We start from the raw sequence: 17,788 nt of genomic DNA, 5'->3' as shown, positions 1-17,788 counted from the left end.
GGTCCCATCAACCCGCCATGCGAGAAAAATCCTCGTGTGAACCTCCCGCGCCGCGCGCCGATCTGAGAAGATGGCGCCCCTTCGCATTTGCGCCGCGCAGACGCTTTCCGTTCGTTTTCTTTCTCGTCTTTTCTCCCGCTTTTTTTGGTATGGCATCACACAACGCACATCACGCGACCGGCTTTGCGGCCGGCCTGGTCGCGGCCGTTCTCGTCGCGCAAAGCGGCGCGACAGGACCCTGGCACGCGGGCATCCCCGCAGCATTCGCGGCCGGTGTCGTCGGCGGCACCGCGCCCGACTGGCTCGAAGTCGCGTGGTGGAGCCGCAAGCGCCGGCTCTGGATCACGCATCGCACCGTCACGCACTGGGGCATCGGCTGGATCGCGCTGCTCGCGTTCGCGTGGCACGGACTCACACACCATCCGCATCCGCTGTGGGCCGCGCCGCTGTTCGGCTTCGCATGCGGCGGCCTGATGCACCTGTTCGCCGACTGGCCGAATCCGCTCGGCGTGCCGTGGATCTGGCGGCGTCATTCGCTGAATCTGTGGAACAGCGGAAATTGCGACCTGATCGTGGTTGGCGCCGCATGGGCCGGTGCGCTGTGGCTCGCGCAATCGGTGTGGACGCGTGCGCCGGCGCTGCAGCAGTGGCTGGGGTGGCTGCATCGCGTGTAGCGGCGGTTTGCGGTCCGCATCGCCGCCGTCGAACACGCGCTGGTGCGCCCGACGACTTGCGGCGCCCGGCAAGCAAGCGCGGCGTCTGGCACACTGACGATTCGCGCGCGCCGCCCGGCGCAGCCGCGCCCGCACCCTCGCTCGCACCCTAATACGCCGCTTCGATGGACGTCACTGCCACTCGCCCCGCCGCCAGCGTGCTCGACGTGTTCCACCCCGCCGTCGCTGCCTGGTTCCAGCGCACGTTCGCCGCGCCGACCGGCGCGCAGGCGCTCGCGTGGCCGCACATCAAGGCCGGCCGCTCGACGCTCGTCGCGGCGCCGACCGGTTCCGGCAAGACGCTCACCGCGTTCCTGTGCGCGATCGACGATCTCGTGCGAGACGCGCTCGCGCACGACGGCTCGCTTCCGGACGAGACCCTGGTCGTCTACGTATCACCGCTGAAGGCGCTGTCGAACGACATCCACGTGAACCTCGAGGCGCCGCTCGCCGGGATTGCCGAATCGCTCGCGCGCCTCGGCCTGCCGGTGCCGGCGATCCGCACCGCGGTGCGTACCGGCGACACCACGCAGGCCGAGCGCGCCGCGCTGCGCAAGCGCGCGCCGCACATCCTCGTGACGACGCCGGAATCCCTGTACGTGCTGCTGTCGTCGACATCCGGACGCCAGATGCTGTCGACCGTGCGTTCGGTGATCGTCGACGAGATCCACGCGCTCGCCAACAGCAAGCGCGGCAGCCACCTCGCGCTGTCGCTCGAGCGGCTCGACGCATTGACCGGACGCGCGCTGCCGCGCATCGGGCTGTCGGCGACGCAAAAGCCGATCGACGCGGTCGCGCGCTTCCTGGTCGGCGGGCCCGCGGATGCGCCGCGCGACTGCACGATCGTCGACACCGGCCATGCGCGCGAACGCGATCTCGCGCTGGAATTGCCGAACGTGCCGCTCGAACCGGTCATGGCGACCGACGTGTGGGAACAGCTGTACGACCGGATCGCCGGGCTCGCCGCCGCGCACCGCACGACGCTCGTGTTCGTCAACACGCGGCGAACCGCGGAGCGCATGGCGCGCCATCTCGCCGAACGGCTCGGCAAGGATGCGATCGCCGCGCATCACGGCAGCCTCGCGAAAGAGCACCGGTTCGACGCCGAACAGCGGCTGAAGCGCGGCGACCTGAAGCTGCTCGTCGCGACCGCGTCGCTGGAGCTCGGCATCGACATCGGTGACGTCGACCTCGTCTGCCAGGTCGGCTCGCCGCGCGGCATTGCGCCGTTCCTGCAGCGCGTCGGCCGCTCGGGGCACCACGTCGGCGGCACCCCGAAGGGGCGCCTGTTCCCGCTGTCGCGCGACGAGCTCGTCGAATGCGCGGCGCTGCTCGACTGCGTGCGGCGCGGCGAGCTCGACACGCTGCGGATTCCCGAAGCGCCGCTCGACGTGCTCGCGCAGCAGATCGTCGCCGAAGTCGCATGCGCCGAATGGCAGGAAGACGCGCTGTTCCGATGCTTCACGCACGCGGCGCCGTACGCGCGCCTGTCGCGCGAGCGTTTCGACGAAGTGATGAAGATGCTCGCCGAAGGCTTCAGCAGCCGGCGCGGCGTGCGCGCCGCGTATCTGCATCGCGACGTGGTCGGCGGTACGGTGCGCGGGCGGCGCAACGCGATGATGACCGCGACGACGTCCGGGGGCACGATTCCCGACATGGCCGACTATGCGGTGCTGCTCGAACCGCAGGGAATCCAGGTCGGCACCGTCAACGAGGATTTCGCGATCGAGAGCCTGGCCGGCGACGTGTTCCAGCTCGGCAACCAGTCGTACCGGATCATTCGCGTCGAGACGGGGCGCGTGCGCGTCGAGGATGCGCAGGGTCAATCGCCGAACATCCCGTTCTGGATCGGCGAAGCGCCGGGCCGCAGCGACGAGCTGTCGGCGGCGGTCGGCCGGCTGCGTGCACGGCTCGACGCGCTGTTCGCGGACGGCGATCGGCTCGCCGGACAACGCGGCGGAACAGGCGGCGAAACTAGCGGCGAAACTAGCGGCGAAACGGGTCGCAGAACGGGCAGCCAAACAGGCAGCGAAGCAGATACCGGACGGGCCGTCGGCCCCGACGCCGCGCCTGACGCCGCATCGGCCACCACGCCGAGCCGACTCGCGCCGGCGCTGCGCTGGCTCGTCGACGACCTGCAGCTGTCGCCGGACGCCGCGCGCCAGATCGCCGACTACCTGGCGCGCACCCGCGCGGCGCTCGGCGCGCTGCCGACGCAGCACACGCTCGTGATGGAGCGCTTCTTCGACGAATCGGGCGGCACGCAGCTCGTGATCCATTCGCCGTTCGGCAGCCGCATCAACCGCGCATGGGGTCTTGCGCTACGCAAGCGCTTCTGCCGCACGTTCAACTTCGAGCTGCAGGCCGCGGCGACCGACGACGCGATCATCCTGTCGCTGTCGCTCGCGCACAGCTTCGCGCTCGACGAAGTCTGGCGCTACCTGCGCGCGGCGAGCGCCGAGCACGTGCTGGTGCAGGCGCTGCTCGACGCGCCGCTGTTCGGCGTGCGCTGGCGCTGGAACGCGACGACGGCGCTCGCGCTGCCGCGCTTCACCGGCGGCAAGCGGACCGCGCCGCAACTGCAGCGAATGAAGAGCGAGGACCTGCTCGCGACCGTGTTCCCCGACCAGGTCGCGTGCGTCGAGAACGTCGTCGGCGAGCGCGAGATTCCGCATCATCCGCTCGTCGACCAGACGCTCGACGACTGCCTGCACGACGCGATGGATACCGACGGCTGGCTCGCACTGCTGCGCCGGATCGAAAGCGGCGCGATCGAGCTGGTCGCGCGCGACCTGCCCGCGCCGTCGCCGATCGCGGCCGAGATCCTCAACGCGAAGCCGTACGCGTTCCTCGACGACGCGCCGCTCGAGGAGCGCCGCACGCAGGCCGTGCAGGCACGCCGCTGGAGCGACCCGGAATCGGCGGACGATCTCGGCGCGCTCGACGCCGACGCGATCGCCGCGGTGCGCGACGAAGCGTGGCCGCTCGTGCGCGATGCGGATGAAATGCACGACGCGCTGCTGACCCTCGCCTGCGTGACCGACGACGAAGCACGCGCGCAGGACGGCTGGCCCGGATGGCTCGCGGAACTGGCCGAACGCCGTCGCGCGACGAAGCTGGTCGCGCCGGGCGGCGCGGCGCTGTGGGTACCGGTCGAGCGGCTCGTCTGCATGCGTGCGCTGCATCCGGAAACGCGCTGCATGCCTGCGCTCAAGGTGCCGGCCGCCTGTGCCGCGCGGTGGGAAGCGGACGCCGCCCTCGTCGACGTGATCCGCGCGCGGCTGACCGGCTTCGGTCCATTGACGCTCGACGCGATCGCGCAATCGCTCGGCCTGTCCGCCGCAGCGGTCACGGCCGCCCTTGCCGCGCTCGAGCAGGAAGGCTATGTGATGCGCGGGCGCTTTACGCCCGGCGCGGCCGGCGACGAATGGTGCGAACGTCATCTGCTCGCACGCATCCACCGCTACACGGTGAAACGCCTGCGCCGCGAAATCGAACCGGTCGAGCGCGCGGACTTCATGCGCTTCCTGTTCCACTGGCAGCACCTGACGCCCGACACGCGCGGCGCCGGACGCGACGCGCTCGCTGCCGTCGTCGAACAGCTCGAAGGCTTCGAGGCGGCCGCGAGCGCGTGGGAAGACGCGCTGCTGCCCGCGCGGCTGACCGACTACATGGCGGGCGGGCTCGACGAGCTGTGCCGTTCCGGCAAGCTCGTGTGGACCCGCATCGGCGCGCCAGCCCGCACGGCCGCAACGCCCGTGAAGACGACGCCGATCGTGCTGCTGCCACGCCGCGATCTCGCCGCATGGCAGGCGCTGCGCGATCCGGCCGCGCAACCGGCGCTGTCCGCGCGCGCGACGCAGGTGCGCGACGCGCTCGCCGCGCACGGCGCGATGTTCTTCGACGAGTTGCTCGGCGACCTGCGCATGCTGCCGGTCGAACTCGAACAGGCGCTCGGCGAACTCGTGTCGGCCGGGCTCGTGAACGCGGACAGCTTCGCGGGCCTGCGCGCGCTGCTGAAGCCGGTCGTGAAACGCAGCGCGACGTATGCGCCGCGCACGCGGCGCGGCGGCGCGCTGATCGGCGGGATGGACGATGCCGGACGCTGGGCGCTCGTGCAGCGGCCCGCGCCGCCCGCCGCCGCGCCGCCGAGAGCGACGCCGACGTCGACGCCGACGCGTGCGCCCGCCACGACCGATCCCGAAGCGCTCGAACACATCGCCTGGACGCTGCTGCGCCGCTACGGCGTCGTCTTCTGGCGGCTGCTCGAACGCGAGGCCGACTGGCTGCCGAGCTGGCGCGAGCTGGTGCGCGTGCTGCAGCGTCTGGAAGCGCGCGGCGAGATTCGCGGCGGGCGCTTCGTCGCCGGGCTCGCGGGCGAACAGTTTGCGCTGCCCGAGGCGATCCCGATCCTGCGCGAGCTGCGGCGGCAGCCGGGCGACTGCCAGTTCGTCTGCGTGACGGGCGCCGATCCGCTGAATCTTGCCGGCACGCTGCTGCCCGGTGACAAGGTGCCTGCGCTGGCCGGCAACCGTGTGCTGTTCCGCGACGGCGTGCCGGTGGCGTCGCTCGTCGCCGGCGCATTCCACTATGCCGCCGACCTGTCGCCCGCCGCGCGCGAAGACGCACGCGTGCGGCTCGCACGGCGCTCCTGACGGCGGCTGACAGGCGGCGCATCGCGGACTACTGAACGACCGCACGCACGACTAAGGACATTCGGCTAGGATCGAACGATTCGCTGCGCGTGCCACCCGCGCACGCCCCTACCTGAGGAGACCCCGCTCATGCCCTCCACGGCCGAATCGCGCGCCGCATCGTCATCCGCTGGCCACCACGCCGGCTCGCTGACGATCTTCCAGGGCGCGGCGCTGTACGTGGGCGCGGTGCTCGGCACCGGCGTGATCGCGCTGCCCGCGCTGGCCGCGGAGGTCGCCGGCCCCGCGTCACTGCTTGCATGGGCGGCGCTCGTCGTGCTGTCCGCGCCGCTCGCGGCAACCTTTGCGGCGCTCGGCGCGCGCTTTCCGGATGCAGGCGGCGTCTCGACGTATGCGCGCCGCGCATTCGGACCGAAGGCCGCGGCGATCGTCGGCTGGTGTTTCTACTTCGCGGTGCCGGCCGGCGCGCCGGCCGCGGCGATGTTCGGCGGTGCGTACGTCGCCGCCGTGACGGGCGGCGGCCACACGACGGTGATCGTCACCGCCGCCGCGCTGATCGCGATCGTGTCGGCCGCGAACGCGTTCGGCGTCACCGTGTCCGGGCGAATGCAGCTCGTGCTGTCCGCGCTGCTCGTGTCGCTGTTGCTCGCGGCCGTGCTCGCATCCGCGCCGAACGCGCGCGTATCGAATCTCCATCCATTCGCGCCGCACGGCTGGCTCGCGATCGGCCAGGCGGCTGCCCTGCTCGTCTGGAGCTTCGCCGGCTGGGAGGCGATCACGCATCTCGCGGCGGAATTCCGCCGGCCCGCGCACGACATGCCGCGTTCGGCCGGCATCGCGGTCGTCGTGGTCGGGCTGCTGTACCTGGCGGTCGCCGCCGCGAGCGTGACGGTGCTGGGACCGTCCGCCGGCGTGTCCGGCGCGCCGCTCGCGGAGCTGATCGCGCGCGGCATCGGCGGCCACGCGCAGGTGCTGGCGGCCGGGGGCGCGTTGCTGCTGACGCTCGGGACGATGAACGCGTATTTCGCAGGCGCGGCGAAGCTTGGCGCGGCGCTCGGGCGCGACGGCGCCTTGCCCGCGTGGCTCGCGCAAGGCAGCCAGGTCGGCGGCGTGCCGCGCCGCAGCCTCGGCGTGATCGCCGCGCTCGCGGCACTCGCGCTGGCCGCGACGACCGTCACCGGCGTCGGGCCGAAGCCGCTCGTGCTCGTCACGTCCGGCTGCTTCGTGATGGTGTACGCGCTGGGGGCCGCGGCGGCACTGAAACTGCTGCCGCGCGGCGGGGTCGCGCGGCGCTGCGCATGGGTTTCGCTGGTGGCGGTCGCGGGGCTGTTCCTGACGACCGGGTGGTATATCGTGTGGCCGCTGGTGTTGGCAGGCGCGGCGCTGCTTTATCTGCGGGTGGCCGGGCGCGGGGGATGAATCAGGCGGGCACCAGCTCGAAGCTCAACCGCTTGCCGAGCGCCGCGGCCGCGCTCGCGAGCGTCGTCAGCGTGAGGCTCGTGTCGGTTTCGTCGAGCAGGCGGTTCAGCGCCGCGCGGCTGGTTTTCATGCGCGCGGCCATTGCGGTCTTCGTGATGTGCTGCGCCTTCATCTCCTGCCCGATCTGCCACGCGATCACGCGCTTGATCGCGGTCGCGGCGACTTCTTCGAGGATGCCTTCCTCGTCGAGGAACGCGTCGAAGTCGCTGCCGATGTGGTGGTTGTTCGTGGTCGTCATGTCGTACTCCATTGCTTTGCGTTGCCCGCTGCCCGATCGTCGCTGACGGCGCGAACCGGCACGGCTTGCGCGGGATTCAGATGGCGTTGTTCACGGCTTTCAGTCGACACCTGGCGACATCGAGATCGTCTGCCGGTGTGGCCGGCGACTGCTTGATGAACCCGTGCAGCAGGATCATCGTGTCGCCGACGACGGTGAAGAAGACTCGCGCGATCCGCGTCGGCAGCGTGACCCGGATCTCCCACAGATCCCTCGACATCTTCCGGACCAGCGGCATGCCGAGAGGCCAGCCCAGCTGCACCGTCTTGATCTCTTCGCCGATTGCCTTTCGCTCAGCTTGCCTGAGCCCCTTGAGCCACTCGCGGACCGGTTCGTTTCCGCCCGCCGTGCAGAAGAACCGCACGCCCAGCGTCGCCAGAAATAGTTGTCTCGCCATCGCCGTCTTGTCGCCTATCGTACCAAAATTGATACGATAGGCCAAGCGCGACGAAAACGAACCTCGGCCGATCGGCCAAGCCCGCGCGACGGTTCAACGCTGCTTCGTTGCGTCACCGCCGCGCGTGCGCCGCCGGCCGCGTTGCGATGCCTCCCCCGGCCGGCCGTCGCCGAACCGTGCCCGCGCGATCTCGCGCACGGCGTCGATCAGCGTCCGCGCGACGGGCGACGGCTGTGCGTCGGTCCGCAGGATCAGCCCGACCGGTTCGTCCGTGCCGGCCGACGGCAGCGGCAGACGCGCAAGCGCGCCGGCCGCGATATCGTATTCGGCCGCGTACAGCGGCACGAACCAGACCGCGTCGTTCTCGAGCGCGAGCGCACGCGCGACCGACACCGACAGCACCTCGATGAACGAATCCAGCGGCGGTGCGCCGCACGTGCTCAGCAATTGCTCGGCCGATTGCCGGATCAGCGTGCCGTATGGCGGCAGCACGACCGGGTAGCGCGCGAGTTCCACGGCCGGCGTGGCGCTCGACATCAACGGATGTCCGGCGCGCACCACCGCGATCAGCGGTTCGTTGTACAGCTGCTCGAACGCGAGGCCGATCATCCGCTCCGGCTCCGACAGCCGCCCGATCGCGCACTCGATCGCGCCGGCCTTCAGCCGTTCGAGCAGTTCGGCATTCGCGGCGGTCGCGATCCGCACGACGGCGCGCGGCCAGCGCGCAGCGAGCGCCTTCATCAGCGCCGGCGCGAGCGACGCCGCGACGGTCGGCAGCATCCCGATCTCGAGCGTCGCCGCGGCGGCGCCGCCTTCGCGCGCCAGCAGCCCGACGCCCTGCCGCAGCGCGAGCACGCACGCGTTCGCATGCGGCATGAAGAGCTGCGCTTCGCGGGTCGGGTGCGCGCCCTGCCGGCCGCGCTCGAACAGCCTGACGCCGAGAATGGCCTCGAGTTCGGCGATCGTCTTCGATACGGCCGGCTGCGTGATCGACAGGCTTTCGGCCGCCTTCTGCACGCCGCCCAGTTGCGCGACCGCGAGGAAGCATTGCAGGTGCCGGAACTTGACGCGGCCGTCGGCGATTCGGTTATTCATAACAGATGGTTATGCGAATGACGGTGAAACACCATTTTGCATAACTTTCTCGGTGATCCCAAGCCCCGTCTGCCGCAGGTACGCCGACGTGCGCGTCGACGGCCCCCATCGCACTCACTCAGTGCGCCGCAGCGCCTGAAAACCTGTCGGCTCCCAGATCCGCTTCGCGATCAGCAACCCCGTGCCGTGCTTCTGCCCGAGCGGTGCAGACGACGATTCCGCATGCAGCGCCGCCGCCTTGCTGCGCAGCCGGCGCAGTTCCTGCTCGAGTTCGGCGGCCGCCGCCTCGGTCAGCATTCCTTGCGAGAACGTCATCGTTTCGCCCGGCCCGTCGAAGCGGCTGTCGAGGAAATCGCCGAGCGCGTGCGCATGGAAGTAACGGCGGATCGGGCCACCCGGCAGCCAGTCGAAGTCGCGCGCGACGCGCACGCGGATCCGGTCGCCCGGCAGCAGCGCAACCACGTTCATCCGGTCGAGCATCAGCAGGTACTTCACGCATTCGGCCTTCGTCACGCGATAGGCCGACACGATGTCGGCCACGGTCCAGTAGTTGATCGCGCAGACGGCGACGAGCAGCAGCTTCTCGTCCGACACGAGCAGCGCTTCCTGCTGTTCGGTCAGCACGTGCAGCCGCGGCGCGGATGCCGACGCTTCCTGCACGAGTTCCGCGAGCGTATAGCCGAGCACCTGCGCGATCTGCACGACGCGCTCGAGCGTGAAGCGCCCGCTCGCGAATAGCCGCTTCACGCTCGTCTCGGACACATCCAGCGTGCCTGCAACGTCGCGGTAAGTCATTCCCTGCGCCTTCAGCAGGCGCTTCAGCGTTTCGATGAGTTGGGCGGTTTCGGTCATGTCCAGTATCGAAAAATGATGCTTCCGGACGAATATTAGGCTACCGACACATGAAAATGCACGCTTTTGGTTACTTGTCTGCATAATCCGCTCCATCCTGTCACGCAACGACGGAGCTGAAATGTCCACCCGAACCGAAACCGCCGCATACGAACCGCATCGCGCCGTGGCGCGCGATGCACGCGACACCGGCCGCGCATTGCCGCTCGCGACCTTGCGCACGCTCGCCGCCAGCGCGCACGTCGGGGATCTCGTGTTCATCCGCGTGCCGGCCCGCCCGTTCCGCGAGGTGGCGGACGCGACGGGAACGTGGACCAATCACGTCGGCATCGTCGTCGATACGTCGGGGGCCGAGCCGGTGGTCGCGGAAAGCACGTTCCCGTGGGCGAAGCTGACGCCGCTCGCGCGCTTCGTCGCCCGCTCCGAACGCGGCCGCATCGCGCTGGCGCGGCTCGCGGCGCCGCCCACGGCCGACGAACAGCGCCGCGTGCAAGAGGCCGCCGAGAAGCGGCTCGGCACGCTGTACGACACCGGGTTCAACCTGCGGTCGCGGCGACAGTTCTGCTCGCGCTACGTGCGCGAAGTGCTCGGCGACGCGACGGGCGTCGAGGTCGGCGACGTCGAGACGTTCGACGCGCTGCACGCGCGCCGGCCCGGCGCGACGCTCGGCTTCTGGCGGCTGTGGTACTTCGGCAGGATCCCCTGGGCCCGCGAGACGGTGACGCCCGCGAGCCTGATACGCAGCGACAGGCTGACGCTCGAATTCGACGGGATCGTGTTCGATCCGGGCCGCGATTGACGGGCGGCGCGACGGAGACCGCAAACAACAACAAGAACGAAAAATAAACAGCGACGGGCTGGCTGGAGGGCCGTGCAACGTTCGTCATCGACGATACGCGAGCCCGATCGCTTTAGCCGCCGGACAGGCAGCCCTGTCCGGCGGCTTTTTCATTGGCGCGGCACGTTGCCTGCACGCATTGCGCTCCCGGCGCTTGCCGCAGCGCGCGAGAGTACGCCGCGACGACCCGGCAAGACCGAGTCATTCTCCCGTCCACCACGCCCTGCGCATCGCATAACGAACAGTTATACGATTCGCGAAAAAAGGTCATTTTGCATAACTTTCCGGATTGGCTAAAGTCCTGCCATCCACTTCGCGAAATACCTGACAGGAGACGCCCGATGGATTCCCCCACGATTCTCACGCCGCGCGACTGGCCGTCGCATCCCGCGTACGTCCACCCCGAGTACCGCTCGTCGGTGAAGCGCGGCCCCACGAAGCCGCTGATTCCGCTGAAGGAGAAGCTGCGCGACCAGTACGCCCCCGTGTACGGCGCCGAAGACCTCGGCGCGCTCGACCACGACCTGACGAAGAACGCGGTGAAGAACGGCGAACCGCTCGGCGAGCGCATCGTCGTCACGGGCCGCGTGCTCGACGAAGGCGGCAAGCCGGTGCGCAACACGCTCGTCGAAGTCTGGCAGGCCAACGCGGCCGGCCGCTACGTGCACAAGGTCGACCAGCACGATGCGCCGCTCGATCCGAACTTCCTCGGCGCAGGCCGCTGCCTGACCGACAACGAAGGCCGCTACCGCTTCCTGACGATCAAGCCCGGCGCGTATCCGTGGGGCAACCATCCGAACGCCTGGCGTCCGAACCACATCCACTTCTCGCTGTTCGGCGACTACTTCGGCTCGCGCCTCGTCACGCAGATGTATTTCCCCGGCGATCCGCTGCTCGCGTACGACCCGATCTTCCAGGGCACGCCCGAAGCGGCGCGCGACCGGCTGATCTCGCGTTTCTCGATGGACATCACCGAAGAAGGCTATGCGCTCGGCTACGAATTCGACATCGTGCTGCGCGGCCGCGACGCCACCCCGATGGAGCGCTGAACCATGACGACGCTGAAACAAACCCCTTCGCAGACGGTCGGCCCGTACTTCGCTTACGGCCTGTGCCCGCAGCAGTACAGCTTCGACCTGAAGAGCCTGTTCACGCCGGCGATCGCCGCGCCGCACGCGGCGGGCGAACACGTGCTGCTGATCGGCCAGGTGTTCGACGGCGACGGCAACGTCGTCAGCGACGCGGTGCTCGAATTCACGCAGGCGGACAGCACGGGCCAGTACCCGGCGTCGCGCGACGACATCGCGAAAGCCGGTTTCACCGGTTTCGCGCGTGTCGGCACCGGCACCGACGCGCAGCACCGCTTCGTCGTCGAGACGGTCAAGCCGGGCAGGATCGCAACCGAAGACGCGCCGCACATCAACGTGACGGTGATGATGCGCGGGATTCTCACGCATGCGTTCACCCGCGTGTACTTCGACGATGAATCGGCAGCGAACGCGGCCGATCCGGTGCTGAACGCGGTGCCGGCCGACCGGCGCGCGACGCTCGTCGCGAAACGCGAAGCGCAGCCGGGCGGGCCGGTCGTCTACCGGTTCGACATTCGCATGCAGGGTCCGCAGGAAACCGTGTTCTTCGACGTCTGACCCGTGCGCCGGCGCAGGCCGGCGTGCCAAACGTCCCTGCTCCGCCGCGCGCGGCGATGCTCATTCGGCATCGTCGCGCGCGGCGGTTTCGTTTCGTCGATTCCGGTTTCGGGTTCCGTCGGGCTGAGCAGCAACACGAGGGCATTCAGCAAACGCCGAATTACGCGGCACCTGAAAGTCGGACGAAAGATCGCGCAGCGCCACCGGACGACACGCCAGCGGGCATCGCAAACGTTAAACAGGATTTCCCTTGCGAGTTATGCGGCGTATCCTATGCTATCTGCAGTTCGTCGGCGGAATTGCATCGGCAGAGGCAACAATTCGCATCGACACGTGCGGCGGTCCACGACCCAATCGCACATGTTCCGTTTAACCGAGTGCCTTTAAGCGCGACTGTCCAACACATTTGGCAGGCGCGTTTTTTTTGCCCGGGCGCTGGCGGCACACGCCCGTCAGCGCAACATGAACGACATCGCCGACAGGCTGTTCAGCGTGCGCACCGCATGCTCGACCGACGGTGCGTCGAACCGCAGCGTCACCGCATCCACCCGTTCCAGCGACGGCAGCATGCAGAACAGATCGGCAAGCGCGACCGTCTGCACGCGCAGCGTGCATGCCGCCGGCGCCGGCCGATGCTCGCCCGCACACCAGCCGGCCGCCAGCGCGTGTGCGACGGTCTCGCGCGCGGCGGTCGCGACGCGCGCGCACGCAGCCGCGGGCGTCAGCGTGTCGCCGGTCGACGCGCCGCCCGCCGTCTTGACCGTCTCGAAGCGCGCGGCCGGAAAGAGCGGCCGAGTTTCCTCCGCAAACACGTCGTCGCCGGACGCCAGCGCGACGTGCGCGCCGTACTCCCGCGCAAGCGCGCCATAGAGCCCCGCTTCGCCGAGCTCGACGCCGTTCAGCCAGACCTGCGTGAACGCGAAGCTGTTGATCGTATGCGCGAGCACGCCGCGCGTCTGCGATTTCGCGTGATAGCCGATCATGAACACGAGGTCGGGCCGCTGCTCGACGCCCGCCATCATCCCGAGCGTCCGCGGCTTGCCGAGCACGACGCGCGCCCGCGCATCGAGCGCGTCGGGCAGCAGGTTGCGGAAGCCGCCATGCGAATCGTTGACCCAGACGGCCTGCGCACCGCCCGCGAACGCCCCTTCGACCGCCGCATTCGCCTCGGCGGTCATCCAGCGGCGCGCGCGCTCGTATTCGGGGTTGCCGGGACGCGTCTGCTCGACGGCGAATATGCCGGCAACGCCTTCAATGTCGGTCGAAATCAGGATTTTCATCGTCGAATGCCCCGCCCTTCGTCGAGCAGGCGATTGAGATCGGGAACGGCGTCGCGCAGCGATTGCCGCATGTGGCCGTCGCGGCCGGCGACCGTCTCGGCCTGCAGCAGCGCATCGACGATCGCGCGCTCGACGCTGTCGGCCGCTGCTGCGAACAGCGGATCGAGCACGGCATCGGCGAGCAGCGCAGGCAGCGCGACGTAGCGGGCATCGTGCGCGATCGTATAGGCGGTCGAGAACGCGAGTGCGATGTCGCCGCTGCCGTGCCCGTAGACCGAACCCGTGCGCGCCAGCCCCGCCGCCGCGCGGCGCGCGAGCCGCGACAGTTGCCGCGCGTCGAGCGCCGCGTCGGTCGCGAGCAGCATGATGATCGAGCCTTGCTCGGGCGGCGGCGCCGAAGCCGCGGCGGCTGCGCGCGCGGCGGCGATCTGCCCGACCGGCACGCCGCCGAGCGTCAGCATCGGCAACCGGCCGAAATTCGCGAGCACGAGCGCGCCGACCGTATACAGTCGGTCGGCAGCCACGACAACCCGCGACGCCGAGCCGATTCCGCCCTTCAGATCGAAGCACGACATCCCTCGCCCGGCACCAACCGCGCCGCGCGCGAAGTCGCGCGACGCCGCACGGCACGCGTCGTCGTAATGCGCGGCCGTCACCGCGAACGACTGGATGTCGTTCAGATAACCGTCGTTGCACTCGAACACGAGCGGGTTGACGGTCGGCCAGTCGCGGCCGATCTGCGAATTCGCGGCGACTGCCGCGCGGATCTGCGCTTGCGCGACCGCGCCGACCGCGAATGTGTTGGTCAGCGCGATCGGCGTGTCGATCACGCCGAGTTCGTCGACCTGCACGAGCCCGACGCTCTTGCCGAAACCGTTGATCACCGCCGCGCCCGCCGGCACCTTGCTGCGGTACACGTCGCCCGAATGCGGCTTCACGACCGTGACGCCGGTCTGGACGGGACCGTCGGCGAGCGTGCAATGGCCCACGGTCACGCCCGGCACGTCGGCGATCGTGTCGCGCGGCCCGGTCGGCAGCACGCCGCCGCACGATGCGGCGTCGAATCCCCTGTCGGTCGTCATCAGCGGCGCTCCAGCTTCGGATCGAGCGCGTCGCGCAGCCCGTCGCCGAGCAGGTTGAACGCGAGCACGGTCAGGAAGATCGCGAGGCTCGGAAAGATCGCGACGTGCGGCGCGCTCACCATGTCCGCGCGCGCCTCGTTCAGCATCGCACCCCACTCCGGCGTCGGCGGCTGCGCGCCGAGCCCGAGGAACGACAGGCTCGCTGCGGTGATGATCGACGTGCCGATGCGCATCGTGAAATAGACGACGATCGACGACACGGTGCCCGGCAGGATGTGCCGCATGAGAATCGTCCAGTCCGACGCGCCGATGCTGCGTGCAGCCTCGACGTAGGTCATGTGCTTGAGCACCAGCGTGTTGCCGCGCACGAGCCGCGCGAACGCCGGGATGCTGAAGATCGCGACCGCGCAGATCACGTTGATCATCCCGTTGCCGAGAATCGCGACGACGCCGATCGCGAGCAATATCCCCGGGAACGCGAACAGCACGTCGGCGATGCGCATCGTGATGCGGTCCCACCAGCCTTCGTAATAGCCGGCGAGCAGCCCGAAGAACGTGCCGATCAGCGCGCCGAGCGCGACCGAAAAGAAGCCCGCCTCGAGCGAGATGCGCGTGCCGACGACGATCCGGCTGAAGATGTCGCGCCCGAGCGCATCGACGCCGAACCAGTGCGTGGCGGACGGCACCGCATTGAGTGCGTCGTAGTCGAAATAGTTTTCCGGATCGAACGGCACGATGTGCGGGCCGACGATCGCGAGCACGACGAGCAGCAGCACGAAGCCGCCCGCGACGAGCGCGACGGTCTGCTTGCGGAACTTGCGCCAGAATTCGCGCCACGGCGTGCGGATCGTGGAGGATGCGGCCGGCGCCGAGGTCTGGACAGTCGCGTTCATGCACGCCTCACTTGAACCGGATGGTCGGGTTGATGACCGCATACAGCACGTCGACGGTCAGGTTGATCAGGATGAACTCGAGCGAGAACAGCAGCACGATCGCCTGGATCACCGGGTAGTCGCGCATCGTCACCGCATCGACGAGCAGCCGCCCGAGTCCCGGCCAGTTGAACACCGCCTCGACGACGATCGAACCGCCGAGCAGGAAGCCGAACTGCAGGCCCATCATCGTGACGACGGGAATCATCGCGTTGCGCAGGCAGTGCTTGAGCACCACCATCGGCTCGTGCACGCCCTTCGCGCGCGCGGTCCGCACGAAGTCCTCGTTCAGCACCTCGACGAACGACGCGCGCGTAAAGCGCGCCATCACGGCCGCGACCGCCGCGCCCAGCGTCAGCGAAGGCAGCACGTAGCTCTTCCACGTGCCGTCCGGCACGACCGGCAGCCAGCCGAGCTTCACCGAGAAGATCTCCATCAGCAGCATGCCGAGCGCGAACGCCGGAAACGAAATGCCCGACACCGCGAGCGTCATGCCGACGCGGTCCGGCCACTGGTTGCGCCACACCGCCGACGCGATGCCGATCGCCATCCCGAACAGCGTCGCCCACGCCATGCTGACGATCGTCAGCATCAGCGTCGGCATGAAGCGCTCGCCGATTTCGGTGGACACGGGACGCTTGCTGCGCGTCGACTTGCCGAAGTCGCCCTGCGCGATCTTCACGAAGAAGTTCGCGAATTGCGTCGGCATCGGCTTGTCGAGGCCGAGATCGGCGCGCACGAGCGCGACCGTCGCGTCGTCGGCTTCGGGGCCGGCCGCGAGCCGTGCCGGGTCGCCCGGCAGCAGGTGCACGAACAGGAACACCAGCACCGCGACGATCGCGAGCGTGGGCAGCAGGCCGAACAGGCGTTTGACAATGAAATTCAGCATAGGGGCACCGAACCGTGGCGGTGCGCCGGCGCGTTCCGAGGGCCGCGCCGGCGTGCCGCGATGCGCGCGAACGCGCTTACTTCATCGAGATCTCGTCGATGTTGAACGACGCGTCCGGCATGATGTAGACGCCGTGCAGCCGCTTGCTGCGCGCATAGACGATGTTCTCCTGCACGAGGAAGATCCACGGCGCGTCGGCCCAGATCTTCTTCTGCGCGTCCGCGTAGAGTTCGGTCTTCTTCGTGCGGTCAACCGTTTCGAGCGCCTTCGCGAGATCGTCGTCGACGGCCTGGCTCTTGTAGTACGCGGTGTTGAAGAGCTTCGGCGGCATCGACGCCGACGCGAGCAGCGGCGTCAGCGCCCAGTTCGCCTCACCCGTCGACGCAGACCAGCCGATGTAGAACATCCGCACCGGCGCGGTCGCCGGATCCGGCGCGCTCTCGACCTTCGCCACGCGTTCGCCCGATTCGAGCGCCTGCACCTGCACCTTCACGCCGACCTGCGCGAGCTGCTGCTGCAGGAACTGGATCACCTTCTGCGACGTCGTGTTGTTGTAGCCGGACCAGAGCGTCGATTCGAAGCCGTTCGGATAGCCGGCTTCCTTCAGCAGCGCACGCGCCTTCGCCGGATCGTACGGCCACGGGCCCGACTTCGCCGCGAAATCGACGCCCGGCGGCACGACGCCCGTCGTCGGCGTCGCGAAGCCCGAGAACGCGACCTTCGCGAGCGCTTCCTTGTTGATCGCGTAGTTGAGCGCCTGGCGCACCTTCGGATTGTCGAACGGCTTCTGCTGCATGTTCAGCGACACGTAGCGCACGACGATCGACGGCCGCTCGACCACGTCGAGGTTCGGATTGCCCTTCAGGTCGGGAACCTGCTCGTACGGAATGCGAAACGCCATGTCCGCCTGGCCGGCCTTCATCAGCGCGGCGCGCGTGTTGTTGTCGATCACGGGCTTCCAGTCGATCACGTCGATCTTCGGATAGCCCTTCTTCCAGTAGCCGGCGAACTTCTTCGCCTTCATGTCGTCGGTCTGCTTCCACTCGACGAACTCGAACGGCCCGGTGCCGACCGGATGCAGCGCGATGTCGTGGCCCCACTTCTTCAGCGCGGCCGGCGAGATCATCACCGCGGACGGGTGCGCGAGCGTGTTGATGATCGCCGAGAACGGCTCGCGCAGCGTGAGCTTCACCGTATACGGATCGACGACCTCGGTCTTCTCGATCACGCGGAACAGGTTGTAGCGCTTCAGCTTGTTCGCCGGATCGGTCACGCGGTCGAAGTTCACCTTCACCGCGTCTGCATTGAAGTCGGTGCCGTCGTGGAACTTCACGCCCTTGCGCAGGTGGATCGTGTAGACCTTCGCGTCCGGCGACGCCTCGTAGCCGGTCGCCAGCACGTTGACGAGCTTCATGTCCTTGTCGAAGCCGAACAGCCCTTCGTAGAACGACTTCGCGGCGGCCTGCGACACGGTGTCGTTCGCGTCGTAAGGATCCATCGTCGTGAACGTCTGATCCACCGCGATCACCGCGGTCTGCTGCGCGAACGCGGGCAGCGCGGCCGCCAGCGCAAACGCGCTCGCCCCCGCGGCGATCAGCGTGCGCGGACGGAACATCGGGAACGAAAGCGGTTTGTTCATGTTGCCTGGCTCCT

Annotated in this window: 15 protein-coding genes and 1 pseudogene; 7 read left to right on the top strand and 9 right to left on the bottom strand. The window is 68.9% G+C overall.

Translation table 11 applies throughout. The features are described from left to right. Nucleotides 1-149: 149 nt before the first annotated feature. The 4 genes and pseudogenes from ACV229_RS18575 to ACV229_RS18560 all read left to right on the top strand — a co-directional run bounded on the left by ACV229_RS18575 (nucleotide 150) and on the right by ACV229_RS18560 (nucleotide 6,787). Nucleotides 150-674, top strand: a complete 525-nt coding sequence (locus ACV229_RS18575) for a metal-dependent hydrolase (protein ID WP_448084569.1) — start codon at nucleotides 150-152, stop codon at nucleotides 672-674. A gap of 164 nt (nucleotides 675-838) precedes the next feature. Further along, nucleotides 839-4,837 (top strand): annotated as a pseudogene (locus ACV229_RS18570) (DEAD/DEAH box helicase); the annotation flags it as partial. Further along, the gene (locus ACV229_RS18565) at nucleotides 4,829-5,368 is read left to right on the top strand and encodes an Lhr family helicase (protein WP_448084585.1); all 540 of its coding nucleotides are present in this window, start codon (nucleotides 4,829-4,831) and stop codon (nucleotides 5,366-5,368) included. The pseudogene ACV229_RS18570 and the gene ACV229_RS18565, both read left to right, overlap by 9 nt. 129 nt (nucleotides 5,369-5,497) lie before the next feature. Further along, nucleotides 5,498-6,787 (top strand): APC family permease, encoded by a 1,290-nt coding sequence (locus ACV229_RS18560; protein ID WP_448084568.1) that lies wholly within the window; start codon nucleotides 5,498-5,500, stop codon nucleotides 6,785-6,787. A 1-nt stretch (nucleotide 6,788) separates the two neighbouring features. Here the strand turns inward: ACV229_RS18560 and ACV229_RS18555 are convergent, their stop codons facing one another. From ACV229_RS18555 to ACV229_RS18540, 4 genes are all read right to left on the bottom strand, one after another. Beyond that, entirely contained in the window at nucleotides 6,789-7,085 is a 297-nt protein-coding gene (locus ACV229_RS18555) for a Fis family transcriptional regulator (protein WP_448084567.1), read from the bottom strand. Nucleotides 7,086-7,161: 76 nt separating this feature from the next. Next, entirely contained in the window at nucleotides 7,162-7,521 is a 360-nt protein-coding gene (locus ACV229_RS18550) for a type II toxin-antitoxin system RelE/ParE family toxin (protein ID WP_448084584.1), read from the bottom strand. Nucleotides 7,522-7,614: 93 nt separating this feature from the next. Then, nucleotides 7,615-8,616, bottom strand: coding sequence for a pca operon transcription factor PcaQ (gene pcaQ, locus ACV229_RS18545; protein WP_448084566.1), 1,002 nt, complete (start codon nucleotides 8,614-8,616; stop codon nucleotides 7,615-7,617). Nucleotides 8,617-8,730: 114 nt separating this feature from the next. Then, nucleotides 8,731-9,468, bottom strand: a complete 738-nt coding sequence (locus ACV229_RS18540) for a helix-turn-helix domain-containing protein (RefSeq protein WP_448084565.1) — start codon at nucleotides 9,466-9,468, stop codon at nucleotides 8,731-8,733. A gap of 121 nt (nucleotides 9,469-9,589) precedes the next feature. On the opposite strand from ACV229_RS18540, the gene ACV229_RS18535 reads away from it, so the two are divergent. The 3 genes from ACV229_RS18535 to pcaG all read left to right on the top strand — a co-directional run bounded on the left by ACV229_RS18535 (nucleotide 9,590) and on the right by pcaG (nucleotide 11,952). Next, entirely contained in the window at nucleotides 9,590-10,267 is a 678-nt protein-coding gene (locus tag ACV229_RS18535) for a YebB family permuted papain-like enzyme (RefSeq protein ID WP_448084564.1), read from the top strand. A gap of 380 nt (nucleotides 10,268-10,647) precedes the next feature. Then, a complete protein-coding gene (pcaH, locus tag ACV229_RS18530) occupies nucleotides 10,648-11,355 on the top strand; it encodes a protocatechuate 3,4-dioxygenase subunit beta (RefSeq protein ID WP_448084563.1) in 708 nt (235 codons plus the stop codon). A gap of 3 nt (nucleotides 11,356-11,358) precedes the next feature. Next, nucleotides 11,359-11,952, top strand: coding sequence for a protocatechuate 3,4-dioxygenase subunit alpha (pcaG, locus tag ACV229_RS18525; RefSeq protein WP_448084562.1), 594 nt, complete (start codon nucleotides 11,359-11,361; stop codon nucleotides 11,950-11,952). A gap of 452 nt (nucleotides 11,953-12,404) precedes the next feature. Here the strand turns inward: pcaG and ACV229_RS18520 are convergent, their stop codons facing one another. From ACV229_RS18520 to gsiB, 5 genes are all read right to left on the bottom strand, one after another. Further along, nucleotides 12,405-13,232 (bottom strand): M55 family metallopeptidase, encoded by an 828-nt coding sequence (locus ACV229_RS18520; RefSeq protein WP_448084561.1) that lies wholly within the window; start codon nucleotides 13,230-13,232, stop codon nucleotides 12,405-12,407. After that, nucleotides 13,229-14,314, bottom strand: a complete 1,086-nt coding sequence (locus tag ACV229_RS18515) for a DmpA family aminopeptidase (RefSeq protein ID WP_448084560.1) — start codon at nucleotides 14,312-14,314, stop codon at nucleotides 13,229-13,231. The genes ACV229_RS18520 and ACV229_RS18515 overlap by 4 nt, the downstream gene beginning before the upstream one ends. Next, nucleotides 14,314-15,207, bottom strand: coding sequence for a glutathione ABC transporter permease GsiD (gsiD, locus tag ACV229_RS18510; RefSeq protein WP_448084559.1), 894 nt, complete (start codon nucleotides 15,205-15,207; stop codon nucleotides 14,314-14,316). The genes ACV229_RS18515 and gsiD overlap by 1 nt, the downstream gene beginning before the upstream one ends. Before the next feature lie 7 nt (nucleotides 15,208-15,214). Continuing rightward, the gene (gsiC, locus tag ACV229_RS18505; protein ID WP_448084558.1) at nucleotides 15,215-16,135 is read right to left on the bottom strand and encodes a glutathione ABC transporter permease GsiC; all 921 of its coding nucleotides are present in this window, start codon (nucleotides 16,133-16,135) and stop codon (nucleotides 15,215-15,217) included. A gap of 76 nt (nucleotides 16,136-16,211) precedes the next feature. Beyond that, entirely contained in the window at nucleotides 16,212-17,774 is a 1,563-nt protein-coding gene (gsiB, locus tag ACV229_RS18500; protein WP_448084557.1) for a glutathione ABC transporter substrate-binding protein GsiB, read from the bottom strand. Nucleotides 17,775-17,788 lie beyond the last annotated feature (14 nt).

Source organism: Burkholderia sp. MR1-5-21, assembly GCF_053427715.1.
This window is presented reverse-complemented; position numbering and strand designations above follow the sequence as displayed.